The sequence below is a fragment of the Methylobacterium sp. A49B genome, from assembly GCF_053346215.1.
In genome coordinates, this window is sequence record NZ_JBKFBO010000128.1 from 21,503 (window position 1) to 47,424 (window position 25,922).

23 protein-coding genes and 1 pseudogene are annotated in these 25,922 nt (G+C 72.7%); 18 read left to right on the top strand and 6 right to left on the bottom strand.

The features are described from left to right. Positions 1 to 132: 132 nt before the first annotated feature. Genes ACLBX9_RS26470 through ACLBX9_RS26485 form a run of 4 tightly spaced genes read left to right on the top strand, consistent with a single transcriptional unit; the run spans position 133 to position 6,921 of the window. Positions 133 to 1,677: an acetolactate synthase large subunit gene (locus tag ACLBX9_RS26470; protein WP_158169430.1), complete on the top strand. Its 1,545-nt coding sequence runs from the start codon at positions 133 to 135 to the stop codon at positions 1,675 to 1,677. After that, positions 1,674 to 4,277 (top strand): penicillin acylase family protein, encoded by a 2,604-nt coding sequence (locus ACLBX9_RS26475; protein WP_447720990.1) that lies wholly within the window; start codon positions 1,674 to 1,676, stop codon positions 4,275 to 4,277. The genes ACLBX9_RS26470 and ACLBX9_RS26475 overlap by 4 nt, the downstream gene beginning before the upstream one ends. 32 nt (positions 4,278 to 4,309) lie before the next feature. Continuing rightward, positions 4,310 to 5,782, top strand: coding sequence for a M81 family metallopeptidase (locus ACLBX9_RS26480; RefSeq protein ID WP_447720991.1), 1,473 nt, complete (start codon positions 4,310 to 4,312; stop codon positions 5,780 to 5,782). Next, positions 5,779 to 6,921, top strand: a complete 1,143-nt coding sequence (locus ACLBX9_RS26485) for a M20/M25/M40 family metallo-hydrolase (protein WP_010685358.1) — start codon at positions 5,779 to 5,781, stop codon at positions 6,919 to 6,921. The genes ACLBX9_RS26480 and ACLBX9_RS26485 overlap by 4 nt, the downstream gene beginning before the upstream one ends. Before the next feature lie 25 nt (positions 6,922 to 6,946). Here the strand turns inward: ACLBX9_RS26485 and ACLBX9_RS26490 are convergent, their stop codons facing one another. After that, the gene (locus ACLBX9_RS26490) at positions 6,947 to 8,341 is read right to left on the bottom strand and encodes an amidase family protein (protein WP_447720992.1); all 1,395 of its coding nucleotides are present in this window, start codon (positions 8,339 to 8,341) and stop codon (positions 6,947 to 6,949) included. 318 nt (positions 8,342 to 8,659) lie between these two features. On the opposite strand from ACLBX9_RS26490, the gene ACLBX9_RS26495 reads away from it, so the two are divergent. Further along, positions 8,660 to 8,821, top strand: coding sequence for a hypothetical protein (locus ACLBX9_RS26495; RefSeq protein WP_010685360.1), 162 nt, complete (start codon positions 8,660 to 8,662; stop codon positions 8,819 to 8,821). 66 nt (positions 8,822 to 8,887) lie between these two features. On the opposite strand, the gene ACLBX9_RS26500 is transcribed toward ACLBX9_RS26495, so the two are convergent. Both ACLBX9_RS26500 and ACLBX9_RS26505 read right to left on the bottom strand, forming a co-directional pair. Then, positions 8,888 to 9,796 carry a metallophosphoesterase family protein gene (locus tag ACLBX9_RS26500; RefSeq protein WP_447720993.1) on the bottom strand — a complete coding sequence of 303 codons (909 nt, stop codon included), beginning with the start codon at positions 9,794 to 9,796 and terminating at the stop codon, positions 8,888 to 8,890. A gap of 64 nt (positions 9,797 to 9,860) precedes the next feature. Then, positions 9,861 to 10,352: pseudogene (locus tag ACLBX9_RS26505) on the bottom strand (VIT1/CCC1 transporter family protein); the annotation flags it as partial. Positions 10,353 to 10,648: 296 nt separating this feature from the next. Here ACLBX9_RS26505 and ACLBX9_RS26510 point away from each other — a divergent pair. The 3 genes from ACLBX9_RS26510 to lpxK are packed head-to-tail and all read left to right on the top strand — an operon-like array spanning position 10,649 to position 13,745. Next, a complete protein-coding gene (locus ACLBX9_RS26510) occupies positions 10,649 to 11,434 on the top strand; it encodes a lysophospholipid acyltransferase family protein (RefSeq protein ID WP_447720994.1) in 786 nt (261 codons plus the stop codon). Continuing rightward, positions 11,431 to 12,762, top strand: a complete 1,332-nt coding sequence (locus tag ACLBX9_RS26515; RefSeq protein ID WP_447720995.1) for a 3-deoxy-D-manno-octulosonic acid transferase — start codon at positions 11,431 to 11,433, stop codon at positions 12,760 to 12,762. Before ACLBX9_RS26510 ends, ACLBX9_RS26515 begins: the two co-directional genes overlap by 4 nt. Next, positions 12,762 to 13,745 (top strand): tetraacyldisaccharide 4'-kinase, encoded by a 984-nt coding sequence (gene lpxK / locus ACLBX9_RS26520; protein ID WP_447720996.1) that lies wholly within the window; start codon positions 12,762 to 12,764, stop codon positions 13,743 to 13,745. Before ACLBX9_RS26515 ends, lpxK begins: the two co-directional genes overlap by 1 nt. 4 nt (positions 13,746 to 13,749) lie before the next feature. Here the strand turns inward: lpxK and ACLBX9_RS26525 are convergent, their stop codons facing one another. Together ACLBX9_RS26525 and ACLBX9_RS26530 are read right to left on the bottom strand one after the other, a co-directional pair. Next, positions 13,750 to 13,968, bottom strand: a complete 219-nt coding sequence (locus ACLBX9_RS26525; RefSeq protein ID WP_010685366.1) for a DUF2093 domain-containing protein — start codon at positions 13,966 to 13,968, stop codon at positions 13,750 to 13,752. A gap of 63 nt (positions 13,969 to 14,031) precedes the next feature. After that, entirely contained in the window at positions 14,032 to 15,018 is a 987-nt protein-coding gene (locus ACLBX9_RS26530) for a bifunctional riboflavin kinase/FAD synthetase (protein WP_010685367.1), read from the bottom strand. A gap of 262 nt (positions 15,019 to 15,280) precedes the next feature. On the opposite strand from ACLBX9_RS26530, the gene ACLBX9_RS26535 reads away from it, so the two are divergent. The 6 genes from ACLBX9_RS26535 to ACLBX9_RS26560 all read left to right on the top strand — a co-directional run bounded on the left by ACLBX9_RS26535 (position 15,281) and on the right by ACLBX9_RS26560 (position 19,329). Next, the gene (locus ACLBX9_RS26535) at positions 15,281 to 15,664 is read left to right on the top strand and encodes a response regulator (protein WP_447720997.1); all 384 of its coding nucleotides are present in this window, start codon (positions 15,281 to 15,283) and stop codon (positions 15,662 to 15,664) included. Between the two features lie 109 nt (positions 15,665 to 15,773). Beyond that, positions 15,774 to 16,307: a protein phosphatase CheZ gene (locus ACLBX9_RS26540; RefSeq protein WP_010685369.1), complete on the top strand. Its 534-nt coding sequence runs from the start codon at positions 15,774 to 15,776 to the stop codon at positions 16,305 to 16,307. A 97-nt stretch (positions 16,308 to 16,404) separates the two neighbouring features. Continuing rightward, positions 16,405 to 17,211, top strand: coding sequence for a creatininase family protein (locus ACLBX9_RS26545; protein ID WP_447720998.1), 807 nt, complete (start codon positions 16,405 to 16,407; stop codon positions 17,209 to 17,211). A 65-nt stretch (positions 17,212 to 17,276) separates the two neighbouring features. Continuing rightward, the gene (locus ACLBX9_RS26550; protein WP_010685371.1) at positions 17,277 to 17,990 is read left to right on the top strand and encodes a DUF1223 domain-containing protein; all 714 of its coding nucleotides are present in this window, start codon (positions 17,277 to 17,279) and stop codon (positions 17,988 to 17,990) included. A 101-nt stretch (positions 17,991 to 18,091) separates the two neighbouring features. Continuing rightward, positions 18,092 to 18,649, top strand: coding sequence for an RNA polymerase sigma factor (locus ACLBX9_RS26555; RefSeq protein WP_039894005.1), 558 nt, complete (start codon positions 18,092 to 18,094; stop codon positions 18,647 to 18,649). Next, on the top strand, positions 18,649 to 19,329 hold the full coding sequence (locus ACLBX9_RS26560; protein ID WP_447720999.1) for an NrsF family protein: 681 nt from the start codon (positions 18,649 to 18,651) through the stop codon (positions 19,327 to 19,329). The genes ACLBX9_RS26555 and ACLBX9_RS26560 overlap by 1 nt, the downstream gene beginning before the upstream one ends. A gap of 107 nt (positions 19,330 to 19,436) precedes the next feature. Here ACLBX9_RS26560 and ACLBX9_RS26565 read toward each other — a convergent pair whose 3' ends face one another. Then, positions 19,437 to 19,928 carry a YcgN family cysteine cluster protein gene (locus tag ACLBX9_RS26565; protein ID WP_010685374.1) on the bottom strand — a complete coding sequence of 164 codons (492 nt, stop codon included), beginning with the start codon at positions 19,926 to 19,928 and terminating at the stop codon, positions 19,437 to 19,439. Positions 19,929 to 20,212: 284 nt separating this feature from the next. Here ACLBX9_RS26565 and ACLBX9_RS26570 point away from each other — a divergent pair, with 284 nt between their 5' ends. The 4 genes from ACLBX9_RS26570 (at position 20,213) to ACLBX9_RS26585 (ending at position 25,898) form a co-directional block, all read left to right on the top strand. Then, positions 20,213 to 22,492, top strand: coding sequence for a transglycosylase domain-containing protein (locus ACLBX9_RS26570; protein ID WP_447721000.1), 2,280 nt, complete (start codon positions 20,213 to 20,215; stop codon positions 22,490 to 22,492). Positions 22,493 to 22,496: 4 nt separating this feature from the next. Continuing rightward, positions 22,497 to 23,180, top strand: coding sequence for a DUF1214 domain-containing protein (locus ACLBX9_RS26575; RefSeq protein WP_447721001.1), 684 nt, complete (start codon positions 22,497 to 22,499; stop codon positions 23,178 to 23,180). Then, positions 23,168 to 23,779, top strand: coding sequence for a DUF1254 domain-containing protein (locus tag ACLBX9_RS26580; protein WP_447721002.1), 612 nt, complete (start codon positions 23,168 to 23,170; stop codon positions 23,777 to 23,779). Before ACLBX9_RS26575 ends, ACLBX9_RS26580 begins: the two co-directional genes overlap by 13 nt. A gap of 181 nt (positions 23,780 to 23,960) precedes the next feature. Then, complete coding sequence (locus tag ACLBX9_RS26585) at positions 23,961 to 25,898, top strand: adenylate/guanylate cyclase domain-containing protein (RefSeq protein ID WP_447721003.1); 1,938 nt, start codon at positions 23,961 to 23,963, stop codon at positions 25,896 to 25,898. Positions 25,899 to 25,922: the final 24 nt, after the last annotated feature.

Genomic DNA, 25,922 nt, shown 5'->3' on the forward strand with positions numbered 1-25,922 from the left:
GCGAAGAGGAGGTGTCAGGCCTCGCCCCTTGCGCGCCGCGCCGGCTGCGCCACGATAATAAAAAATGCGAGTCGTCGGCCAGCGGGGCCGGACGTGAGGGAGCCGCCTGTGACCGATGGAACGCCGAGCACCATGAACGGGGCCGAGAGCCTGGTCCGGACCCTCGTCGACGGCGGGGTCGAGGTCTGCTTCACCAATCCCGGAACCTCGGAGATGCACTTCGTGGCTGCCCTCGACCGCGTCGAGGGCATGCGCTGCGTTCTCTTCCTGTTTGAGGGCGGCGCCACGGGCGCGGCCGACGGCTACGCCCGCATGGCCGACAAGCCGGCCTCGACCCTGCTCCACCTCGGGCCGGGTCTGGCCAACGGCCTCGCCAACCTCCACAACGCCAAGAAGGCGCGCACCCCCGTCGTCAACATCGTCGGCGAGCACGCGACCTACCACCGGGAGTACAACGCGCCGCTGACCTCGGACATCGAGGGGCTGGCCCATCCGATGTCGTCCTGGGTGCGGACCGGGATGAGCGCGGCCGAGATCGGCACCGATGGCGCCGCCGCCATCGCGGCTGCCCGCACCAGTCCCGGGCAGGTCGCGACCCTGATCCTGCCGGCCAACACCGCCTGGGATCCCGGCGCGGGGCCCGCCGCCGTGCCGCCCATCCCCGAGCGGGCGAAGGTCGGTGAGGACGCGATCACGGCCGCCCTGCGGGCGCTGACCAGCGGCGAGCCGGTGCTGCTGCATCTCGGCGACCGGGCGGTGCGGAACGAGGGCCGGATCCTCGCCGACCGGATCGCCCGCAAGACCGGCGCGCAGCTGATGGCGATGACGTCGAACGCGCGGATCGACCGCGGCGCCGGCACCGTGCCGATCGAGCGCCTGCCCTACCCGATCGACCAGGGCATCGACGCCCTGAAGGGGTTCCGCCACATCATCCTGATCGGCGCGACCCCGCCGGTGGGCTTCTTCGCCTATCCGGGCAAGCCGAGCCTGCTCGCCCCCGAGGGAAGCACGACCATCACGCTCGCCACGCCCGAGGAGGACCAGATCGACGCGCTGGAACGGCTGGTCGAAGCCGTCGGCGCCCCGCCCGCCGAGCCGATCGCCGCCGCGCCCCGGCCGAACCTTCCGACCTCCGGCCCCCTCGACCAGGACACGATCGGGCAGGTGCTCGGCGCGCTGATTCCGGAGGGCGCGGTGATCTGCGACGAGTCGATCACCACGGGGCGCAACTTCTTCGCGCTGACCCGGGACGCCGCGCCCCACACGTGGCTCCAGCTCAGCGGCGGCTCAATCGGGCTGGGCATTCCGATGGCCACCGGCGCGGCTTTGGCCTGCCCCGACCGCAAGGTGATCAACCTCCAGGCGGACGGCAGCGGTCTCTACACGGTGCAGGCGCTCTGGACCCAGGCGCGCGAGCGCCTCGACGTGGTGACGCTGGTCTGGTCCAACCGGTCCTACGCGATCCTGCGGGCGGAACTCGCCAATGTCGGCGCCCTCAACCCCGGCCCCAAGGCGCTCGGCATGCTGAGCCTCGACGAGCCGGCGGTGGATTGGGTGAGCCTCGCCAAGGGGTTCGGCGTCGAGGGCCGGCGCGTCGAGACGCTCCCCGATTTCATCGCGGCGTTCCGGGACGCCCTGGCCAACAGGGGGCCGCACCTCATCGAAGTGGCTCTGTGAGCGGGAACACCTACCCGCTCCCCGGGCTCGAAGGCCCGGTCGAGATCCGGCTCGACCGGTGGGGCCTGGCGCATATCCGCGCCGGGACCGCGCTGGACGCGTTCCGCGCGCAGGGCTTCAACGCCGCCCGCGATCGGCTCTGGCAGCTCGATCTCTGGCGCAAGCGCGGGCTCGGCCTGCTGGCGGCGGATTTCGGGCCCGGCTACCTCGCCCAGGACCGGGCCGCCCGGCTGTTCCTCTACCGGGGGGACATGGCGGCCGAGTGGGCCGCCTACGGGCCGCAGGACACGAAGGCCATCGTCACGGCCTTCGTGGACGGCCTCAACGCCTACGTGGCGCTCACCGAGGCGCGGCCCGCGCTGTTGCCTCCGGAATTCGCCCTGACGGACACGCGCCCGAGCCGATGGCAGCCGGAGGACGTGGTGCGGATCCGCAGCCACGGGCTGGTCCGCAACGTCCTGTCCGAGGTCGCCCGCGCCAGGGTGCTGGCCCGCGCCGGAAACCGGGCGGACGGGCTCGCGGCGGACGACCTGCGCAAGCGCATCAGCCCGCCGCACGCGCCGGTGATCCCGGAGCGCCTCGGAGCGGCGGATTGGCCGGACGATCTCCTGGACGAGTTCCGCCTCGCCACCGCGACGGTCGGGTTCTCGCGCGAGCGGATCGCCGCCACCCGCGACGAGGCCTGGGCCTGGAGCAAGGTCGACGCGCACGGCTCCGTCACCCGCGGGCCGCGCAGCACCCCGAAGGAGCCGGCCGAGGGCTCGAACAACTGGGTGGTCGGGCCGTCCCGCACCGCGACCGGCCGGCCGATCCTCGCGAGCGACCCGCACCGGGTCTACCTGCAGCCCTCGCTGCGCTACGCCGTCCACCTCACTGCGCCGGGCCTCGACGTGATCGGCGCCGGCGAGCCGGCGCTGCCCGGCATCTCCATCGGTCATAACGGCCACGCGGCCTTCAGCCTGACCATCGCCCCGATGGACCAGGAGGATCTTTTTGTCTGTGAGACCGACCCGGCCGATCCCGACCGCTATCGGTATGGCGAGGGCTGGGAGCCGATCGCGCGCAGCATCGAACGAATCCCGGTGCGCGGCGGGGCGGACGAGACCGTAATTCTCGGCTTCACCCGCCACGGGCCGGTGATCCGCGAGGCTGCGGGGCGCGCCTTCGCGCTGCGGACCGTCTGGTCCGAACCGGGCTCTGCCGCCTATCTCGCCAGCCTCGCCTATCTCGGCGCCAGCAGCCCGGAGGCTTTCGGTGAGGCCTTGCGCCACTGGTCGGCGCCCTCCGTCAACCAGCTCTACGCCGACGCGACCGGGCGGATCGCGTGGTTCATGGCCGGCAAGGCCCCCGTGCGGCCGGCCCATGACGGGCTGCTGCCGGTGCCGGGCGACGGCCGCTACGACTGGGCCGGCTTCCACGATCCCGGCGCCCTGCCCCGCAGCATCGACCCGGAGGCGGGCTGGCTCGCTACCGCCAACGAGATGAACCTGCCTCCGGAATTCCCCGTGGAGGATCGTAAGGTCGGGTTCGAGTGGGCCGAACCCTGGCGGGCCCGCCGCATCCGGGCGGTGCTCGGAAGCCAGAGCCGGCACGGCCTCGCCGACTCGCAGGCGCTCCAGGGCGATGTCGTCTCGGAGCCGGCCCGGCGCCTGGCTGACCTCGTCCGGGCGCTCCCGGCGGGGGCCGATCCGGATCTCGCGTCCGCCCAGGCGCTGCTCGCTTCGTTCGACGGCGCGCTGCACCGGGATTCCGCCGCGGCCGCCCTGATCGAGGTGTTCTGGGTGCATCATCTGCGCCCGGCCTTGCTCACGGCGCTGGTGCCCGATGCCGGGACCCGCCGCCTGCTGCCGCCCGGCGACACCCAGAGCCTGATCGAGCGGCTCGAGACCGGCCTCGATCCGGCGATGCGCGACGGGCTGCTGGCGGACGCGCTCGGCGCGGCGTTCCGGGACTGCCTGCAGCGGCTGGGGCCGGACCCCATGGGCAGGCTCGCACCGGACGCATCCGCATCACTCCCTCCCCCCTCTGCGGGGGAGGGTGGCCCTCGCGTCAGCGAGGGTCGGGAGAGGGGAGCGACGGTGCAGGAACGCGCACTGCCTGTCACGAAGGCCGCGCCCTTCTCGGAAGCCGGGTTCCCCTCTTGCGGGACTTCGTCCCGGCCCGACCCGCTTCGCGGTCCACCCTCCCCCGCAGAGGGGGGAGGGAGTGATGCGGGGCCGACCGCCCCCCACACCGGCTGGGCCTGGGGCCGCCTGCACCACGCCCTGTTCGCCCATCCCCTGACGGCCCTGAGGCCCGATCAGGCCTGGGACGTCGGCCCGCTGCCCGTCGGCGGGTCCGCGGCATCGGTCATGCACGCGGAGTACCGGACCGACACGTTCCGGCTCACCCACGGCGCCTCGTTCCGCATGGTCGTGGACGTGGGCGACTGGGACCGCTCGGTCTTCGTCAACGTGCCGGGTCAGTCCGGCGACCCGGCGAGCCCGCACTACGCCGACCTGGCCCCGGTCTGGGGGCGCCAGGACCACGTGCCGATGCTCTACGGCCGCGCGGCCGTGGACGCGGCCACCGAGACGATCATCACCTTGAGCCCCGCCTGACCCGGCGGCCGGGACGGAGTGGGACTAAGACCTTGAAGATCTTCATCGCGGGCCTCGCCACCGAGACCAACACGTTCGCGCCGCTGCCCACCGGGCGCGCCGCCTTCCTGGCCGACTACGCCCGCCGGGACGGCAGCCGGAACCCGCCGAGCCTCAGCAATATCGGCCTCAAGGCGTGGCGCGAACTGGCCGAGGCGGACGGGCACACGGTGGTCGAGAGCCTCTCGACCTTCGCCCAGCCCGGCGGGATCACCCTGCGGGCCGTCTACGAGGAGCTGCGCGACGCCCTGCTCGACGACCTGAAGGCCGCCATGCCGGTCGACGCCGTGCTGCTGTTCATGCACGGCGCCATGGTGGCGGAGGGCACCGACGATTGCGAGGGCGACACTCTGGAGCGGGTCCGCGCGATCGTCGGGCCGGACGCCACGATCGGCGTCGAGCTCGACCTCCACTGCCATCTCACCGAGACGATGCGGACCAGTGCCGACGTCATCGTGATCTACAAGGAGTACCCGCACACCGACATCGTCGACCGCGCCCGCGACCTCTACCCGCTCGTGGTGCGGACGGTGGAGAAGGACATCCGGCCGGTCATGGCCTATGCCGACTGCCGGATCGTCAACATGTGGCGCACGAGCCGCGAGCCGGTCGCCGGCTTCGTGCGCCGGATGGAGTCCCTCGAGGGGCGCGACGGCATCCTGTCGGTCTCCTTCGGGCACGGCTTTCCCTGGGGCGACGTGGCGGATGTCGGCGCCAAGATGCTCGTCGTGGCGGATGGCGATGCGGCGAAGGCGCAGGCGCTCGCCGACGAACTCGCCGCCGCGGTCTGGGCGATGCGCGAGGCGGCGGCGAGCCGGTGCGACACGATCGACGCCGCCATCGACCTCGGCCTCGCCTCCGGCGATCCGCGTCCGATGGTGCTCGCCGACTTCGCCGACAATGCCGGCGCGGGCGCACCCTCGGACAACACGGCGATCCTCGCGCGCCTCGCCGCGCGCGGCGTGCGGGACGTGGCCCTGGGCCTGGTCTGGGATCCCGGCGCGGTCGGCATCTGCCACGAGGCCGGCCTCGGCGCGACCTTCACCCTCCGGATCGGCGGCAAGTGCGGCGTCACCTCGGGTGATCCCGTGGATTTGCGGGTCACCGTGCGCGGCCTGTCGGACGATCACAGCCAGACGGGGCTCAGCGGCGGCCGGGCGCAGCTCGGCCCCGCCGCCTGGGTCGAGGCCGACGGGCTCCACGTGGTCCTGACCCACAGGCGCCAGCAGGCCTTCGCGCCCGACGCGTTCACGGGGCTCGGGCTGACCCTCGACGACAAACGCATCGTCGTGGTGAAGTCGATGCAGCACTTCTACGCTGCCTTCGCGCCCATCGCGAGCGAGGTCCGCTACGTGGCGGCCCCCGGGGCGGTGCCGCCGGATTACGGGGCCATCCCCTACACCAAGCGGTCGGGCGCCTACTGGCCGCGCGTCCCCGATCCTTTCGCCGAGGAGAACGCCCGATGATCCCGGACCTGAGCTTCGACGCGGGCGAGATCCTCGCGACCCTGCGCCCCTGGGTCGCGTGCGAGAGCCCCACCTACGACGCGGCGGCGGTCAACAGGATGATGGGCGTGGCCGCCCGCGACCTCGCCCTCGCGGGCGCGACGGTCGAGACGATCCCCGGCCGGATGGACCTGAGCGACTGCGTCCGCGCCCGCTTCCCGCATCCGCGGCGGGATGTGCCGGGCATCCTGGTGCTCGGCCATCTCGACACGGTCCATCCGGTGGGGACGCTCAGCGCCCTGCCCTGGCGGATCGAGGGGAACCGCGCCTACGGGCCCGGCATCCTCGACATGAAGGGCGGCAACGTGATCGCCCTGGCGGCGATCCGCGCGCTGGCGGCGGCCGGCGTCGCGACGCCGCTGCCCGTGACCGTCCTGTTCACCGGCGACGAGGAGGTGGGCAGCCCCTCGACCCGCGACCTGATCGAGGCCGAGGCCGCCCGCCACGCCTTCGTGCTGGTGCCCGAGCCCGGCCAGCCCGGGAACGGCGTGGTCACCGGCCGCTACGCCATCGCGCGCTTCGCGCTGGAGGCCCTGGGCCGGCCGAGCCACGCCGGAGCCTCGCCGCACGAGGGGCGCTCGGCGATCCGCGCGATGGCGCGCAAGATCCTCGCCATTGACGCGATGTCGGATGCCGACTGCACCTTCTCCACCGGCATCGTCTCCGGCGGGCAGTGGGTGAACTGCGTCCCGACCCTGTGCCGCGGGCAGGCGCTCAGCATGGCCAAGCGCCAGGCCGACCTCGACCGCGGCGTCGAGCGGATGCTGGCCCTGTCGGACGAGGAGGACGGCGTCCGCTTCACCGTGACCCGGGGCGTGACCCGGCCGGTCTGGGAGCCGGATGCCGGCTGCCTGGCCCTCTACGAGCGGGCGCGCGCGCTCAGCGAGGCCCTGGGCCAGCCCCTGCCCCATCGCAGCGCCGGCGGCGGCTCGGACGGCAATTTCACGGGCGCCAACGGCATCCCGACCCTCGACGGGCTCGGGCCCCTCGGCCAGGGCTACCACACCCTGGAGGAACACGTGCTGATCGACACGCTGCCCCAGCGCGCGCGGCTGTTCGCGGCGCTGCTGGCGAGCCTGGGTGCGGAGGCGCAGGGGTGAGCCCGACGCCGCCGGACAACCCCCGTCAGGCCGGATCCACCGGCATTTCCGGGACGCCGGCCGCCTCGATCGCGGCGCCCGCCGCGAGGCACAGATCCTCCCGGTAGCGCGCGGCGACCAACTGCACGCCGACCGGCGCCCGTCCGACGAGCCCGGTGGTGACGGTGAGCGCCGGGACGCCGATCGGCGCCAGCCCGACCTGCAGGAGGTTCGCCTCGAAGGCCCGGGCGATGCCGGCATCCCCGGTGCGGTCGAGCCCGTCCGGGAACGGCAGCTCGCCCGAGACCGGCACCAGCAGCACCGGGTGCTCCGCGAGGAACAGGGACCAGTCCCGGGCGAGCGTCGCCCGCCGGGTCAGCGCCTTCGCGATCGCGTCGGGCGGCATCGCCTCGGCGCGGGCGCGGAAACTCTCCAGGAGCCCGATCGCCGCCGGATCGCCCTCGCGCTCCGCCGCGTCGCGGACGGCCGCGTAGCCGTCGCCCAGCCAGAGCTGGAGCTGGATCTCGCTCGCCTCGCGGATCGGGGGCGTGTCGGCGATCTCCGTCACCGCCCAGCCGGCCTCCTGCAGACGCCGCGCGGCGTCCCGCAGGGCCGCCTCGACCTCGGGGACCACCGCGAGGCCGCCCGGCCGCACGCAGAGCGCGGCCCGGCGCGGCCGCTCCGGTCCCTCCAGCGGGGCCGGAACCCACCAGGGATCGCGCGGGTCGGGCGCGGCCATGACCTCCAGCCCGAGACGGACATCCGCGATGCTGCGGGCGAGCGGCCCCGACACCGCCATGAGCTGCGGCCCGATCCCCCGCTCGGGCGACGACGCGTTGAAGGCCGGGATGCGGCCGAGGCTCGGCCGGAGGCCGTGAACGCCGCAGGCATAAGCCGGGTAGCGCACGGAGCCCGCGATGTCGGTGCCGTGGGCGATCGCGCCGATTCCGGCGGCGACGGCCGCTCCGGCGCCGCCCGACGAGCCCCCCGGGGTCAGCGCCGGATCGCGCGGGTTCTTGGTGGCGCCGTGCAGCTGGTTGGTGGTGAACCAGCGCAGCGAGAAGGCCGGCGTGTTGGTCCGCCCGAGCAGCACCGCCCCGGCCCGGCGGAGATTGGCGACCACAGGGCTGTCCTGCGCGGCGACGAGGTCGCGCTGGAGGCGCAGCCCGTTCGTCGTCGCGAAGCCCTGCTGGTCGGCATTGACCTTCACGGTCACCGGCACGCCCGCCAGAGGCCCGAGGGCGTCGCCCCGACCGCGGGCGGCATCGACCGCGTCGGCCTGCGCCAGCGCGTCCTCCGGGCGGTGCTCGACCACGCCGTTGATCCGGCCGTTGACCGCGTCCAGACGACCGAGGGCGTCCTGCGCGACTTCCCGGGCCGAGACCTGACCGGAGCGGATCAAGGCCGCGAGGTCGGTCGCCGTCTGACGCCAGAGCTGCATGGGAGTTCCTTTCGCACGCCCGCAACGGGGCGAATCGGCCTGCCAATCGCGCCCTCCGGGCGGCACCCGGCAGGACGTCTCACCATATTCAAAATGCAAACGCGGGGCCGCATTTTTAAGCAGCTTCGGATCGCCAGTGCGGGCAACGGCTTGCCGCGCTGCAGCGGAAATACTTAAGCATTATTTCATCCGCGGGTCTTGCCACGTCGGAAGGCGTGGCTAACCTCGTTCTGGTTCGCGCGTTCGATCCGCCAATCCAACAAGAAGGGACGATCTCCTCAGACGAAGGCAGGCAACCTCAAGCACAGGGAGGGCTCCATGGCAGAGGTGATTCGCGTCAGACCGACCCACGATGGGACTTATACCGTGTATCGCGGCACACGCGCGCTGATCTGCGGTCTCACACGCCTCCAGGCCGAGCGCTACGAGGCAAGCCTCAGTCGCCAGCTTCGCTCAGACCTGCTCGCCGCGGGCCTCTGACCGATCGGCATGACGAACGACGCGCCGGCGCGACCCTAGAGACCGACGACGTGCCGGCCGGCTCCGTCAGGCGAGATCGAGAGGGCCGAGGTCGCACATGGCCCCGGCCGCATCGAGGCCCCGGCGCCGGGCGCTGATCGCGAAGCCGGCCGCCGCCGGAGCGATATCGTACAGAAGGTAGGAGGCCCGGCGCGACGCGGTCGCCCCGTGCCCGTCCGGCCGAGCCGAGGCCGAGGGGACCCCGACCACCGGGACGCTGCGCCCGTCCGGCCCCGGGATCGCGGCGCTGCTGATCACGTGGTTGTGGCCGTGCAGGATCAGCTCCGCGCCGGCCCGGGCGATCATCGCCGTGAAGGCCGCCGCATCCTTCAGCTCGCGGCCCGCCGCCGCTCCGCCGGGCTGCGGCGGATGATGGATCATGATGATGCGGAAGGGCCGGCCCGGTTCGGTGGCGAGCGCCCGCAGCAGGGTCTCGGCGGCGGCGAGCTGCGGGGCGCCGAGGCGTCCGGTGGCCACGAAGGGCTTGGTGGGGATCGCGCTGGAGAGGCCGATCAGGGCGAGGGGGCCGCGCCGCCGCAGGTAGGGGAAGCGTCCCGACGATCCCGAATCGTCGCCGGTGTAGCGGCCGCAGGCGGCGAGCAGCCCCTCCAGGGAGCCGCGGACATAGGCGTCGTGATTGCCCGGGACGAAGCTCACCGTCTCGGGTGTGCCGAGGGCCTCCAGGAACGTGCGCGCCGTCTCCCACTCGCTCGGCAGGCCGATGTTGCACAGGTCCCCGGTGCAGGCGACGTGCCCGGCGCCCTGCCCCTTCAGGTCGGAGACCAGGGCCTCCAGCACGGTCATGTCGTGACTGCGCGAGCGGCCGCGCCGCCAGTTGGCGTATCCGGTGGCGCGCTTGCCGAGGAGCTGGTGCAGGCGCACCCGGCCCAGGGGGCCGACATGGGGATCGCTGAGATGGGCGAGGCGGAAGGTCAACGCCGGGGTCACGCTCGAGACGGCCAGGAAAGCCCGCACCGCATCGCGGGCACGGGCCCCGGCGTCAAGCGCTTCCGATGAGCATTCCCGTGGCCAGCACCAGGGCGCCGCCGAGCATCACCTGCAGGGCCGCCCGCCAGAACGGCGTGGCCATGAAGCGCGTGCGGATCGCCGCGATGGCGACCAGCTCGACGACCACCACAAGGACGGCGAGGCTTGTCGCCAGGACGAAGGGGTTGGGCCAGCCCGGGGGAAGCGAGTCGGGGATCGCGTAGGGCAGCGTGTGTCCGAGCCCGCCGAGCGTGGTCATGACCCCGCAGACGAGGCCGCGGAGCCACGGGTCGCCGCGCCCGGTCACGCTGCCGTCGTCCGACAGCGCCTCCGTGAAGCCCATGCTGATGCCGGCACCCACCGACGCCGCGAGCCCCACCAAGAAGGTCGCGCCATTGTGACCCGTCGCGAAGGCGGCGGCGAAGATCGGTGCCAGCGTCGAGACCGAGCCGTCGATCAGCCCGGCCAGGCCCGGCTGCACGTAGCGCAGGACGAAGGTGCGACGGGCCTCCCAGGCCCCATCGGAGATGCCGCCGAGCATGGCTGCCATCATGAAACTCCTCGATTAGATCTATTCCAATCTACAGTCTGGAATAGATCTAAACAAGCCCGGCCGCCCCGTTTTCGCCGCGCGGCGGGAGCATCCGCAGGGTCGGAACGGCCGGCAGCCCGGGCGACCCTAAACGTCTGGTTGAGGACGAGGCCGATTGTTTCGTCTCAGGCACGGGGGCTAGAGCATGCGCGGTCCGATTCGATCCGGAACCGATCGGGCGTTGGCGGTCGAGCCGCCTCAGGCGTGACATGAGTCTCGGCAAGCGTTTCCTTCGTCGTCCTACCGTGCAGCGCGTCCTCGGCCGCTTGGCGGCGGCCTATCTGGGGCTCGTGCGGGCGACCAACCGGTTTCAAGTCCACGCGGCCGGGGCGAATCCCGGCGGGGCCGATGCGTGGCTGGATGCGCGGCTGCCGGTCATCGCCGGCATGTGGCACGGGCAGCACATCATGATGCCGTTCATGCGCCGGCCAGGCGATCGGGTGGCCACGATCATCTCGAAGAACCCGGACGGCAACATCAACACCATCGCGCTCGAGCGGCTCGGCGTGCGGGTGATCCGGGCCTCCGGTGCCCGGGGCAGGAACCGCGCCAGCGACACCCGCGCCAAGGGCGGCGCGGAGGGGTTCCGGGCGATGCTGCGGGCCCTGAAGGCCGGCGAGTCGGTGGCCTTCAGCGCGGACGTGCCGAAGGTCTCGCGCCGGTGCGACGCCGGGATCCTGACGCTGGCGCGCTTCTCCGGCCGGCCGATCGTCCCGGCGGCCGTCGTGACGAGCCGCCATCTGCGCTTCAAGTCCTGGGATCGCGCCTGCCTGGGCCTGCCCTTCGGTCGCGGCGCGATCGTGCTCGGCGATCCGATCTTCGTCCCGCGCGACTGCGCGGACGATGCCTTCGAGGCGCTCCGGCGCTTCGTCGAGGCCGAGATGAACCGGGTCCATGCCCGGGCCTACGCCCTGGTCGGGCGCGCCGACCGGGCCGCGCTCTACCGCGAGGCGGCGCCGCTGGCCGCGCCCGCGACCGTGGGGGACGCGGCGTGAGGCGCCCCTCCGTGACCCTGCCGCTTCAGGCCTACCGGGCCGGCCTGCGGATCGGCGAGCCGGCGCTGACCGGGCTGCTCGCGTGGCGGGCGCAGCGCGGCAAGGAGGACCCGCTGCGGCTTCCCGAACGGCGCGGCCTGCCCGGCCGGGCCCGCCCGGTGGGGTCCCTGGCCTGGATGCACGGGGCGAGCGTCGGCGAGGCGCTGTCGCTGATCGGCCTCGTGGAGGGCATGATCGCCCGCGGCTTCTCGGTGCTGGTGACCACGGGCACGCGGGCGGCCGCCGACCTGATCGGCGCCCGCCTGCCGGTCGGGGCGGTGCACCAGTACATGCCCCTCGACGCGCCGCGCTGGGTGGCGCGGTTCCTCGACCACTGGCAGCCGGATCTCGCGGTGATCGCCGAATCCGAGATCTGGCCGAACACGATCCTGGAGCTCGACGAGCGCGAGATCCCCCTCATCCTGGTCAACGGGCGCATGTCGGAGCGCTCGTTCAGAGGCTGGGAGCGCTGCCCGCGCACCGCCAAGGCGCTGCTGTCGCGCATCGCCATCTGCCTCAGCCAGACCCAGGAGGACGGCGCCCGCTTCGCCAAGCTCGGCGCGCCGCGGGTGAGCATCGCGGGGAACCTGAAATTCGACGCGCCGGTGCCGCCGGCCGACCCGCAGCAGCTCACCTATCTGGGGTCCATGATCGCCGACCGGCCGGTCTGGGTCGCGGCCAGCACGCACCCGGGCGAGGAGGCCATGGTCGCCTACGCGCACGCGATGCTGAAGGCGGAGTTCCCGCGGCTCCTCACCATCATCGCCCCGCGGCACCCGGCCCGGGCGCCGGAGGTGGTCGCGTGCGCCGACGCGGTGGGCCTGCGCAGCGCCCGGCGCTCCACCGGAGGACGACCCCACCCTTCCGTGGAGGTCTACGTCGCCGACACGATCGGCGAACTGGGGCTGTTCTATCGGCTCAGCCCCCTGGTCTTCCTCGGCGGTTCCCTGGTCCCGCGGGGCGGCCAGAACCCCATCGAGCCGGTGCGCCTCGACACGGCGGTGCTGCACGGGCCGCACACGGAGAATTTCGACGCGATTTATCAAGCCCTCGACCGGGCCGGCGGGACCCTCGCGGTGCGCGACGGCGTGGAGCTCGCCGCCCTCGCCGGGGAACTCCTGCGGGATCCCGCGCGCCTCGCCGGCATGGCGCAGGCGGGTCAGGGCGCGCTCCTGCCCTTCGAGGGCGCGGTGGCGCGCACCCTCGCGGTGCTCGACCCGTTCGTCGCGCAGATGAAGCTCCAGCGCCTCGACCGGGGCGATGGCGTGCGCCCGCTCGCGCGGGCCTGATGCGGCCGCCGGGCTTCTGGGCGGCGGGGGCCGACCACCCGGCCGCGCGCTGCCTCGCGCCCCTCGGCGCCGCCTACGGGGCGCTGGTGTCCCGGCGCATGGACCGCCCCGGCGTCGCGGCGGGCTGTCCGGTCGTGTGCCTGGGCAACTTCACCCTCGGCGGCGCGGGCAAGACGCCGGCCGCCCTGGCGGTCGCGGCCCTGCTCGCCGACCTTGGCCGCGCGCCCGCCTTCCTGTCCCGCGGCTATGGCGGCCGGATGGTCGGACCGGTGCAGGTCGATCCGGAGCGCCACACCGCCACCGAGGTGGGCGACGAGCCGCTGCTCCTCGCCCGCCGGGCGCCGGCCGTCGTGTCCCGCGACCGTCCGGCCGGAGCGGCCCTGTGCCGGAGCCTCGGCGCGGACGCCGTGGTGATGGATGACGGGCTGCAGAACCCGATCCTCGCGAAGGATCTCAGCCTCGCCGTGGTCGACGGCCCCGCCGGCCTCGGCAACGGCCTGCCGTTCCCGGCCGGGCCGCTGCGCGCGCCGCTGGCGCGGCAATGGCCGCACGTCTCCGGGCTGATCGTCGTCGGCGACGGGGCGGCGGGGGACGTCCTCGCCCGGGAGGCGGAGCGTCGCGGCTTGCCGGTCTACCGGGCGCGCCTGGTCCGGGACGGCGACGCTCTCGCGGGCCGGCGCTGCCTCGCCTTCGCGGGGATCGGTCGGCCGGAAAAGTTCTTCGCCACCCTGGCGGAGGCGGGGGCGGAGGTCGCCGGCACCCGCGCCTTCCCGGATCACCATCCCTATCGGGAGAGGGACCTCGCCGCCCTGGCCGCCGAGGCGCGGCGGCTCGGGGCGGATCTCGTCACCACCGAGAAGGATGCGGTCCGCCTGCCCCCTGACCGGGCGGCGGGCATTCGCGTGCTGCGCGTGCGCCTCGTCCTCGACGACGCGGAGGCCCTGCGCCGTCAGCTCCGGCGCGCGCTCGGCGGTGGGCCGTGACCGGTCAGGGCCGGCCGGTGTCCTTCAGACGCTTCAGGATCGCCTCGGGGGAGGCGTAGGCCTCCTGCCGGGCCGCGCTCCAGTAGCGCAGGGCGTCGAGCGGGATCGGCTCTCCGGTCACCGCGCAGCGCACGAAGCTGCCGGGCTTGACCACCCGCATGGTGCCGTCGCCGTACTCGACCACCGCCTCGCCGTTGTTCGCGCGCTCGTAACGACCCAGCACGTCCGCCTCCTGCTCGTTGGTCCCTTCTACACGATCCGCACCGCTCGCGGTGCCCCGCGGGGATCAGGCCAGCATCGACCGGGTCGCATCGCGCGCCAGCAGGGCCCGCGCCGCCTCCGCGTCGACGTGCATCCGCGCGACCAGCGCGTCGGCGCTGGCGAACCGCTCCTCGCCGCGGATGTGGCCGACGAACTCCACGGCGATCTCCCGACCGTACAGATCGCCCGTGAAGTCGAACAGGTAAGTCTCGAGCAGCGGCGCGCCGTCGTCGAAGGTCGGCCGGCGGCCGTAGCTCGCCACGCCGTCGCGGAACTGGCCGGGTCCGAGGCGGGCCCGCACCGCGTAGATGCCGTGCGCCAGCCCGCAATCGGGCAGCCGCATGTTGGCGGTGGGGAAGCCGAGCTGCCGCCCGCGCTTGTCGCCGTGACGGACCGGGCCCAGCACGAACCATCGGTAGCCGAGCAGGCTGTTGGCGCGGGCGACGTCGCCGGCGGCCAGTGCGGCGCGGATCGCGCTCGACGAGACCGGTTCCGCCTCGTCCCCGAGGGCGACCGGATCGACGATCCGGCAGCTCAGACCCGTTTCGCGGCAGAGTGCGGCCAGGACGGCCGGCGTGCCCTCGCGGCCACGGCCGAAATGAAAATCGTGGCCGACCACCACTCCGGACAGGCCGAGGGAGGCCTTCAGGAACTCGTGCACGAAGGCGCTGGCCCCCGTGGCGGCCAGCGCGCCGTCGAACCGGCGGACGATCAGCCCGTCGAGCCCGAGGCTGGCGAACACGATCTCCTTGGCGGCGAGGCCTGTGAGGCGGAACATGGGCGCCTCGGGCGTGAAGTAGGCGCGCGGATGCGGCTCGAAGGTCAGGATCGCCGCCGGCCGGCCGGTCTCCCGCGCCGCCGCGCGGACATTCTCCACGAGCCTCCGGTGGCCGAGATGAACGCCGTCGAAGTTGCCGATCGCCGCCACGGCCCCTGCCAGGGATTGCGGCACCGGCATGTCCGGCCCGCAGATCGTGAAGGGCCGCGCGGCCGTCTCGTCGCCTGAGACCATCGGTTGGGGGCTGGATGCTCGGAAGGGTCGGAAGGGGTCGCCTGACATGTCCGCGAGGGGCCCGACGCCACCGGACCCTGCCGAAAGCCGTCCGGAGGGTCAAGCGAGGCGGGACCGCGCGCCCGTGCCGATTAACGGCTTCGCAATGCGGGTGCCCTATTTAAAATGCCGAGCGTCGCAGCTAAAAAGCCGCGTTAGCGAAGCGTTAAACTATCCGGGAGCCGCCGCGGCTTCCCGCCGGGCAATACGGAGCACTTATTCGATGGCTCTCGACTTGAGAATGCCGATCCTCGTTGTCGACGATTACCAGACGATGGTCCGCATTATCCGCAATCTACTGAAGCAGCTTGGATTCGAAGAGGTCGATGACGCGTCCGACGGCACCGCGGCACTGGCGCGCCTCAAGGACCGCAAGTACGGGCTCGTGATCTCCGACTGGAACATGGAGCCGATGACCGGGTACGAGCTGCTGCGCCACGTGCGCGCCGACGAAAATCTTCGGACCACGCCGTTCATCATGGTCACGGCCGAATCGAAGACCGAGAACGTCATCGCCGCCAAGAAGGCCGGCGTGAACAACTACATCGTCAAGCCGTTCAACGCGGCCACGCTGAAGTCGAAGATCGAGGCGGTCTGCGGGAGCTGACCGGCCGCATGCAACGCCCCCGCGCCGTCCAGCCGGTCCGCCGAAGCGCCTGATGGCCAGCAGACGCGGCCCGGCCGGGGCGGGCGTCCATCGATCCGAGGAGGAAAGCATGTCGTCAGCCTTCGCGCGGCAGGCCGAAAGGCGGCTCCGTGAACCGCAGGCCGTGATCTCGGAGCTGATCGAGATCGCGGATTACATCGCGCATCTCCGCGAGGAGATCGGCGCGCTGCGGGCGAACGAGATGAGCCAAGACCGGATTCCGATGGCGCACGAGGAACTCGGCAGCGTCGTTGCGGCCACCGCGGGCGCCACCAACACGATCATGGAGGCCGCGGAGGCGATGCTCGGCCTGCCCGACGGGCCGGGCTACCGGGATGCCGTCGAGGAACGGATCAACACGATCTTCGAGGCCTGCGCGTTCCAGGACATCACCGGCCAGCGGATCGCCAAGGTGGTGGAATCGCTGCGCCTGTTCGAGCAGCGCCTCGCCCGGTTCGTCGGCGCCGTGAAGGCCCGCGACACCGCCTCGCTGGACCCCGCCGAGCGCGCCCGCCGGGCCCGGGCCGAGGACCTGATGCTCAACGGCCCCCAGGCCGCGGACACCATGCCGTCCCAGGACGACATCGACGCGCTGTTCGCCTGAGGCCGTCCCGTCCCGGCCCGTCGACTCCGCCCGGGCAGGCCGGTTAGATCGTCCTCCGAGAGCCGCGACCCGGCGGCGGAGGGAGGCCAGGGCGGATATGGCGGTGCGGCTCTGGTCCGATCTCACGACGGGCGACTTCTCCGGCCGCGACATGCGGCAGGTGATCGCGGTGCTGCCGGTGGCCGCCGTCGAGCAGCACGGCCCGCACCTGCCGCTCTCCACCGACTGCGACATCGCCGAGGGTTATCTCGCCCGGGTGCGCGCGCTCGCGCCGTCCGAAGGCCCCCCGGATCCCGACGTGCTGCTGCTGCCTGTTCAGGCCGTGGGCAAGTCCGACGAGCACGACGCCTTCCCCGGCACCCTGTCGCTGGACACCGGAACGGCGCTCGCCGCCTGGACGGGGATCGGCGCGGCGGTCCACCGCGCCGGATGCCGCAAGCTGGTGATCGTCTCGAGCCACGGTGGCAACAGCGCGCTCATCGACCTCGTGGCGGCGGAGCTGCGCGCCCGCTTCGGGATGGTGGCGGTGACGACGGCCTGGGCGCGGTTCGGCTACCCGGACGGCCTGTTCCCGGACGCCGAGATCGCGCACGGGATCCACGCCGGCGGGATCGAGACCGCGCTGATGCTGGCGCTGCGGCCGGACCTCGTGCGGACCGACCGGATCGCCGATTTCCCGCCGCGGACCCTGGCGATGGCCCGGACCTTCACGCACCTGCGCGCCGGCCGCCCCGCCGCCTTCGCCTGGAAGGCCGGCGACCTGCATCCCTCCGGCGCCATGGGGGACGCGCGCCTCGGCACGGCCGAGGCCGGGCGCGCGGCGCTGGACCACGGGGCCCGCGCCTTCCTGGCCCTGCTGCGCGACGTGGACGCCTTCGAACTCGACGGGTCCGGTCCGGCGTAACCGCCGCGGCTGCCGCGCCGAAGGAGCCGGTACGCCGGGCATGATCCGGCGCCGGAGCCCCGGCCATGCGCCCTGCCCTCTTGATCTCGGCCGCCCTCCTCGGTGCGGCACTCCGCCCGGCCGTGGCGGCGGACCGTCCCGTCGTCGTCGAGCTGTTCACCTCGCAGAGCTGCTCGTCCTGCCCGCCCGCGGAGGCGCTGATCGGGCGGCTCGCGCACGAGGGCCCCGATGTCCTGCCGCTCGCCTTCCACGTGACCTACTGGAACCATCTGAACTGGCGCGATCCCTACAGCCTGCCGGCCGCCACCGCCCGCCAGGAGGCCTACGCCGCCCGTCTCGGCGGCCCCAGCTACACGCCGCAGGCGGTGATCGACGGGCGGGTCGGGCTGGTCGGCTCCGACGAGACCGGCCTGCGCGCCGCGATCGCCCGGGCCCGGACGGCCAGCGACGGCATCCCCGTCACGGTCGCGCGCGACGGAGACCGTGTCGTCGCGCGGGTCGGCGCCGGAAGCGGTTCCGCCCGCGTCCTGCTTGTGGGCTTCGACCCGAGCCACACCACGCGGGTTCTGCGCGGCGAGAATGCCGGACGCACCATCGAGCAGGCCAACATCGTCCGGTCCCTGCAGGACCTCGGCCCCTGGTCCGGCACGGCCGCGACCTTCACGGCGGCGCGGCCCGAGGGGGAGGCCGCGGCCCTGCTGCTGCAGGCGCCGGACGGACGGATCCTGGGGGCGGCCCGGCTCGACCCGCCCGCTCCCGCCCGGGAGGCTTTGCGATGATCCTCGCGATGGCGGGGGGCGGCGGCTGGGCCCTGGCGCCGGGATCCGATCGCAGGGTAGATTCGGCCCGTGCCGGGGAACGGAACGGCGGCGGAGCCCGGATGGTGCTCGAAGAGGAACTCGCGGCCCTGATGGCGGCCGCGCAGGGGGGCGACGCGGCCGCGTACCGCGCCCTGCTCAAGGCCTGCCTGCCGGTCGTGTCGGCGATCGCGCGGGGGCAGGGCGTGCGCGGCGAGGCGGTGGACGACGTGGTGCAGGACACCCTGATGACCGTCCACCGCGCCCGGGCGAGCTACGATCCCGCGCGCCCGTTCCTGCCGTGGCTGCGGGCGATCACGCAGCGGCGGGCGATCGACCGCCTGCGCCGGGCCGGACGCCGGCCCCACGAGGTCAACGATCCCCTCGCCTACGAGGCCGAGGTGGATCCCGGCCCCGCCCCCGGGCAGGGACTGGAGGCGCGGGATCGCGCCGCCGCCTTGGCCCGCGCCGTGGCGGCGCTGCCGGACGGGCAGCGGCAGGCGGTGGAGCATCTCGGCCTGCGCGAACTGTCCCTCGACGAGACCGCGGCGCTCACCGGCCGCAGCAAGGGGGCGCTCAAGGTGAACCTGCACCGGGCGCTGAAGGCGCTCCGGGCCAGCCTGACGCAGGAGAGGGAGTGATGTCCGGGGAGGGGAGCCGCGCCGGCTGCGCACTGACCCGTCACGAGCGGCTCGTGGAGGACCTCGCGGGCCGCCTCGACCCGGTGCGGCCGCTGCCCTCGCCGGTGGCCCGCGCGGCCCTGTGGCTCGGTGCGTCCCTACTGATCGGCCTCGGCCTCGCGGCCTGGGCCGGGACGGGGGGCTTCATGCTGCGCATGCGCGTGCCCGATCTCGCCCTGGCGGCGATCGGCGCGGTGCTGACGGCGGCCTTCGCGGCCTTCGCGGCCTTTGCCACCAGCGTTCCCGGTCGGTCCGCCGGCTGGGCGCTGCTGCCCCTGCCGCCGCTGGCCCTCTGGATCGGCGCGAGCGGCTTCGGCTGCCTGCGCGAGTGGATCGCCCCGGGGACCGACGTCCCCGGCGCCCACACGGTGATGGGCTGCTTCAGCTTCCTCGTCTGCGTCTCGGTGCCGCTCTCGGCGATCATCGTCGTGATGCTGCGCCGCGCCTGCCCGCTGCGGCCGAACCTCACGGCCGCCCTCGGGGGTCTCGCGGTCGCCGCCACGGCTGCGGCGCTGCTGATGCCGGTCCACCCGCACGACGCCACCGCGACGGATCTCCTGATGCACGCGGCCGCGGTCGCGATCATCATCGCGGTGAACGGGCTGGCCGGCGGACGGCTGCTCGGCGGGCAGGATCGCTGAGACAGAGAGGGCGCGGCTTTCTCCGCCCCGCAGGGAGAGGCAGGAGCGTCGCGTCGGGTTCGGATCGGGTCCTTCCGACCGGGGTGGCCCGCCCTGATGGGGGCGCCCTACCCCGCGTAGGGATCGCGCCCCGGCCAGTCCACGATGCGGTCGGGCAGCTCGTCCTCGGAAAACTCCTCCTCGTTGCCGGCGAGCCGGCCGCGGACGGAGATCCCGGCCTCGTGAACGCTCGACGCCCGGCCGGAGATCAGGGGGTGCCACGGGTGGAGCGGCTCCCCGTCCCGCACGAGGCGGTAGGCGCAGGTCGGCGGCAGCCAGGAGATGCTCCGCACCGCCTCGGGCGTCAGCCGGACGCAGTCGGGCACGCGCTTCTGGCGCCGGGCGTAGTCGCGGCAGCGGCAGGTGAGGCCGTCCAGCAGCGTGCAGCCGATATCGGTGTGGTGGACCTCGCCGGTATCCTCGTCCTCGAGCTTCATCAGGCAGCACCGGCCGCACCCGTCGCACAGGCTCTCCCACTCGGACGGGGTCATGGCCTCGAGCGTCTTGGTCCGCCAGAACGGGTCGACGGCCCCGCGGCTCGCCGCCTCGGGCTTGGGCATGGTTGAAGTCTCTCGGACGGGGATGCGCCTCTCTGCCCGAGCCGCGGGACCGGTGCAAGCGTCGCCGGTGCAAGCGTCGCCGACGGAAGCGTCGCCGGCGAAGCCCCGATGCGACCGGATCGCGTCCGGCGCGTTATGCCCAAGCTCGCCCGCGGCGATCCGCTAGACTGCGCAGAGCCTCGCCGACGAGTCCGGTTCCTGTTATGGACGGGGGCGTCCCGTGGCGGCGCGGGCACGGGGATCGTGTCCGCGGCACGGGCGCTCGCCAAGCCGGGTCCGACATCGTGCGCCTGCCGACGTTCACCGAGATCAAGATCCGCCTCGAACGCGCCGCGCTCGCGTTCGACGCCTGGGTCAACGCGTCCCTGTACGACGGCGGCCAGTCCACCGGCCAGGCCTACGAGCGCTTCCAGCGCGTCATGAGCCGTTTCGCGGTGCGCGGCTGGAAGCGCGTCGCCCTGGATCTCACCAGCGAGGGCGTCACCATCGGGACCGGCGGCGCCGTGCTGATGCTGGCGCTGGCCCAGCCCGCCTTCCAGCTCACCAGCGAGAACTGGCTCAAGCAGCAGGACCTCGCCGTCACCTTCCTCGACCGGTACGGCACCGAGGTCGGCCGGCGCGGCATCAAGCACGACGACTCGCTCAAGCTCGACGAGTTTCCCGACATCATGATCAAGGCGCTGGTCTCCACGGAGGACCGGCGCTTCTACGAGCACTGGGGCATCGACCCGATCGGCACCCTGCGGGCGCTGGTGAACAACTCGAAGGGCGGCAGCGGCACGCAGGGCGGCTCCTCGATCACCCAGCAGCTCGCCAAGAATCTGTTTCTCACCAACGAGCGGTCACTGGAGCGCAAGGTCAACGAGGCCTTCCTGGCGCTGTGGCTGGAGAGCCACCTCACCAAGAACGAGATCCTGAAGCTCTACCTCGACCGCGCCTACATGGGCGGCGGCACCTTCGGCGCGGTGGCGGCGGCGGATTACTATTTCGGCAAGCCGCTCAAGGACATCAGCCTGGCCGAGGCCGCCATGCTGGCGGGCCTGTTCAAGGCGCCGACCAAGTACGCCCCGCACGTGAACCTGCCGGCGGCCCGCGCCCGGGCGGCGGACGTGCTGCACAACATGGTGGAGGCGGGCTTCGTCACCGAAGGCCAGATCCAGACGGCGCTCCGCAACCCGGCGACGCCGGTGACCCGCACCCGCGACATCACCGCCGACTACTACCTCGACTGGGCGTTCGGCGAGATCAAGGGCATGGCCGACGCGGGCAAGCTCCGCAACGACCGCGTGCTGACCGTCAAGACGCCGCTGGACCTCGCCATCCAGAAGCGGGCCGACGAGGTGGTGGCCGACATCCTGCGCAAGTCCGGCGACGCCATGGACGTCGACGAGGCCGCCATGGTGATCCTCGATCCCGACGGGGCGCTGCGCGCCATGGTGGGCGGCGCCGATTACGGCGAGAGCCAGTTCAACCGCGCGACCGACGCGCTGCGCCAGCCCGGCTCCTCGTTCAAGCCGTACGTCTACTCGGCCGCCCTCGCCTCGGGCCTGTTCAAGCCCGAGACCGTGGTCGTCGACAGCCCGGTCTGCATCGGCAACTGGTGCCCGCAGAATTACGGCCGCTCCTATGCCGGGCGGGTGCCCATGTGGCTCGCGGTGGCGAAGTCGATCAACACGATCCCGATCAAGATCTCCATCGCGCTGGGCAAGGCGATGGGCATCACCCACGAGGCCAAGGCCGCCAAGGCCGGCCGCGCCAAGATCACCGACCTCGCCCACAAGATGGGCATCACCTCGAACCTGATCGACACGGTGTCGATGCCGATCGGCTCCGACGAGGTGACGGTGATCGACCAGGCGGCGGGCTACGCGGTGTTCGCCAACGGCGGCTTCCGCGCCAAGCCCTACGCCGCCATGGAGGTGAAGAACTCCTCCGGCGAGGTGATCTACCGCCACGCCGACGAGGCGCCCGAGCGGGTGCTCCCGCCCCAGGTCGTGGCCGACATGAACTTCATGCTCAACAAGGTGGTCGAGGAGGGCACCGGAAAGCGAGCCCAGCTCGAGGGCGTGAAGGTCGCCGGCAAGTCCGGCACCACGAACGCCTACCGGGACGCGTGGTTCGTCGGCTACACGGGCAATTACGTCGGCGCCGTCTGGTTCGGCAACGACGACCACACCTCGACCAACAAGCTGACCGGGGGCTCCCTCCCAGCCCAGACATGGCACGACGTGATGGAGCCGGCCCACCAGGGCATCGAGATCAAGGGCCTGCCCGGTCTGAAGGACAGCCCGCGCGCCGCTCAGCAGCAGGCCTCCGGCGGGCCGACCGCCCCGACCGATCCCAATGCCAGCGCCTACGGCAAGCTCTCGCGCCGGTCCTTCGAGGTGATCAGCGGGCTGAACGGCCTGTTCCGCACGGTCGAGCGCGCGCCGGCCTCGGAGGCCGGGTCCGCGGGCGAGCCGCGCAAGGCCGAGAAGAAGCCCGGTGACCGGGCCGCGGCGGGTGCGCCGCGGGAGATCGCCGAAGGCGCCCGCTCGGTCGGCGGCTTCATCGAGGTGCGGTGAGCGCATGAAGCTCACGCTGTCTCAGGGACTCGGTCGCCCGTCCGCGGCCGACGGAGTCCGGCGCAGCCGCGCCGTCAGGCTCGTCGCCCGCCTGTGGCGCAAGAGCTCGGTGGCCGGCCTGGCGATCTACACCCTGGCGCTCGGCGGCGTGCTCGGCCTCGCCAGCGCGGACTGGGCGACGAGCGGCGGCTACCCGTTCGGGGGTGTGCAGGTCGGCGCCTGGACGGCCTGGCCCCGGGCCGGCGCCGCGAATGCCGACCCGTACACGCGCGCGGTCAACGCCCGCCGGGGCGAGATCCCGCTGGCGGTGGGCGAGGGCCTCCTGCTGACCGCGGCTGCGGACGACGAGGGTCAGGCGCTCGACGCCACCTGCACCTACCGGATCGGCGGCGGCACCCCGCCTGCCCGTGCCTGGACCCTCACGGTGGCGGGACGGGGCCCGCGGGATCCCGGCCGCGCGCCGGTGCGCGAGGGCTTCACCTCGACGGAGGTGCTCCGGTCGGCCGACGGACGGTTCGTAGTGGTCCTCGGACCCGATGTCGAACCCGGGAACTGGCTGCCGAGCCCCCGGGCGAGCGGACCGGTGCGGCTGGCGCTGCGCCTCTACGATACGCCCGTCGCCGCCAGCGTCGGCTCCCTCGACCGGAGCACCGTGCCGGCCATCACGCGTCTGGGATGCGCCCCGTGAGCCTGCGCTTCGTCTACGCCACGCTGGTCGGCCTGGTGCTGGCCGGGATCGTCCACATCGCGGCGGTCCTGGCGATCCCGGTCCTGTCGGAGAAGGACGCCGTCTCCCGTGCCCGCACCAGCGAGGGCCTGGACCACCCGCAATCGATCTACACGGTGGCGACCGGCGACGACCCCTCCCCGCCCGAGGCTTGGCTGCCGATCCCGGATCCGGCGGTGGCGGTGGGCGTCTGCGCCTACGACCTCGCGGACGGCCCCATGCGCGTCTCGGCGCGCACGGGCCCGCTGTCCCTGTCGCTCGCCGCGCATGCGCGGCGCGGCGCCTTCTACGCGGTCACCGATCAGGCCGCCGTTCGCGGCGCCCTCGACCTCGTGATCCTCACCCGCGCCCAGTACGACGAGGCGCTCGCCGACGACGACGAGAACGACCCGAGCCGGGACGTGCGCATCGTCGCGCCGGACACGCGCGGCTTCGTGGTGGTCCGGGTGATCGCCGGGCTGCCGAGCCAGCGGCCGGCGGCCAACGCTGCCGTGCAGGCGGTCTCGTGCACCACCGACACGGCGACCGACGAGTCGTCCGCCAAGGGAGCCGGGCGGTAGGTCTCGATCCGCCGCGTGTCACTGCACGGGCGCGGAGTGTCTGTACGCCGACGCGAATACCTGTCTGGTCCGGGGTGTCGCGGTGCCGAATGCAGCACATCCAAAGCTGGGTGCGGGCGGTGCTTTGAGAAAGCGGTCGTGATACAGTAATCGCTCTAAAATCGCGCGGGAGGACGCAGTCTTGGACCGGGCCGTCGAGCGCCGCCTCGCCGCGATCCTGCTGACGGATGTGGTCGGCTACAGCCGGATGATCTCGGAGGACGAGACCGGCACCCTGCGCCGGCTGAAGGCACTCCGCCGGACCGTGATCGAACCGCAGGTCGCCGCCGCGCACGGGCGGATCGTGAAATCGACCGGCGACGGCGTCCTGGTCGAGTTCCACAGCTCCGTCTGCGCCGTCGCCTGCGCCGTCGCCATCCAGCGCGCGGCTTCCTCGCTCAATGCCGACCTGCCCGCCGACAGGGCGATGCGCATGCGCATCGGCATCAATCTCGGCGACGTTCTCGCCGAGCCAGACGGCGACCTCTACGGCGACGGCGTGAACGTGGCCGCGCGCCTGGAACCGCTGGCGGAGCCTGGCGGCCTGTGTGTCTCCCGCTCGATCCACGATCAGGTTCGGGACAAGCTGCCCTACCGGTTCGAGGATCGCGGCAAGGTCGAACTCAAGAACATCACCCGGCCGATCGGCGTCTTCGCACTCTCCGCCGAAACGATCGCGGCGTGCACGGATCTGCCCGAGGATGAACTGGATCAGGTCCCACGGGCTGCCGCGTCTGGCCGCCGTGTCAGGGCCGCCGCAATCTCGGCCACGGCCGGGCTCGCCGCGCTGGGCTTCGGCTGGTGGTTCTGGCCCGCCAAGGCGCCCACGGCCGATCACACGCTCGCGGTCCAGACCGGCCTTCCGCCCAAGGCGATGCCGCCGCTGTCATTGGTGGTGCTGCCCTTCGTGAACCTCAGCAGCGATCCCGAACAGGCCTTCTTCGCCGACGGTCTGACCGAGGATCTGACCACCGACCTGTCCCACCTCGCCGGCAGCTTCGTCATCGCCCGCAACACCGCCTTCACCTACAAGGGCAAGGCCGTCGACGTGAAGCAACTCGGGCGCGATCTCGGCGTCCGCTACGCCCTCGAAGGCAGCGTGCGCCGCACCGGCGATCAGGTCGTGCTGAACGCGCAGCTCATCTCGACGGAGACCGGGGCCCACGTGTGGGCGGACCGCTTCGAGGGCGAGCGCAGCCGCCTCGGCGACCTGCAGGTCGAATTCGTGGCCCGCCTCGCCCGCTCCCTCGACGTGCAGCTGACGCAGGCGGAAAGCCTGCGCATGCTCCGCGAGCGGCCGGACAATCCGGATTCGGCCGATCTCGCCATGCGCGGATGGGCCGCGCTCAATCGACGTCCGAGCCCTGCGCACCTTCAAGACGCCCTCGGCCTCTTCGAGCGCGCCCTCCAGCAGGATCGGACCCTCGTCTCGGCCCTGGTGGGCAAGGCGCGAACGCTGTCGTACCTCGTCTGGCTCCGCTGGAGCACGAAGCCCGCGGACGATCTGGCCGCCGCGGACGAGGCCATCACGCCGGTTCTCTTGGATTCGCCCGAGCACGCGATGGCTCATTTCGTGAAGGCCGAGATCCTGAAAGCACAGAGGAAGCACGATCTCGCGGTCCCCGAGTTCGAAACCGCGATCCGGAACGACCGCAACCTCGCGGTCGCCTATGAGGAGCTTGGCCACACGAAGATCCTGCTCGGCCGTTCGACCGAAGCCTTGCCGCTCATCGAGAAGGCCCTGCGTCTCAGCCCGACCGACCCGGCGCTGAATTTCTGGCTGTTCCACATGTGCCACGCCTACACCCATCTCGGCCGCGACGCGGAGGCCATCGACTGGTGCCGCAAATCGGTCGCGGCGGGGCCGCTCTGGCTGGCCTATGTCGATCTGTCCGCTGCCTATGGCTGGACCGGGCAGAAGGCCGAAGCGCAGGATGCGGTCGCGGAACTCCTGAAGCTGATGCCGGGCTACACCGTCAGGAAGTGGGCAACGGCAGGGTTCTCGGACAATCCGGCGTTTCTGATCGAATATCAGCGAATCGTCGAGGGCCTGCGGAAGGCGGGCTTGCCCGAAGGATGAAGCCCCGCCTCCGGACGGAGAATG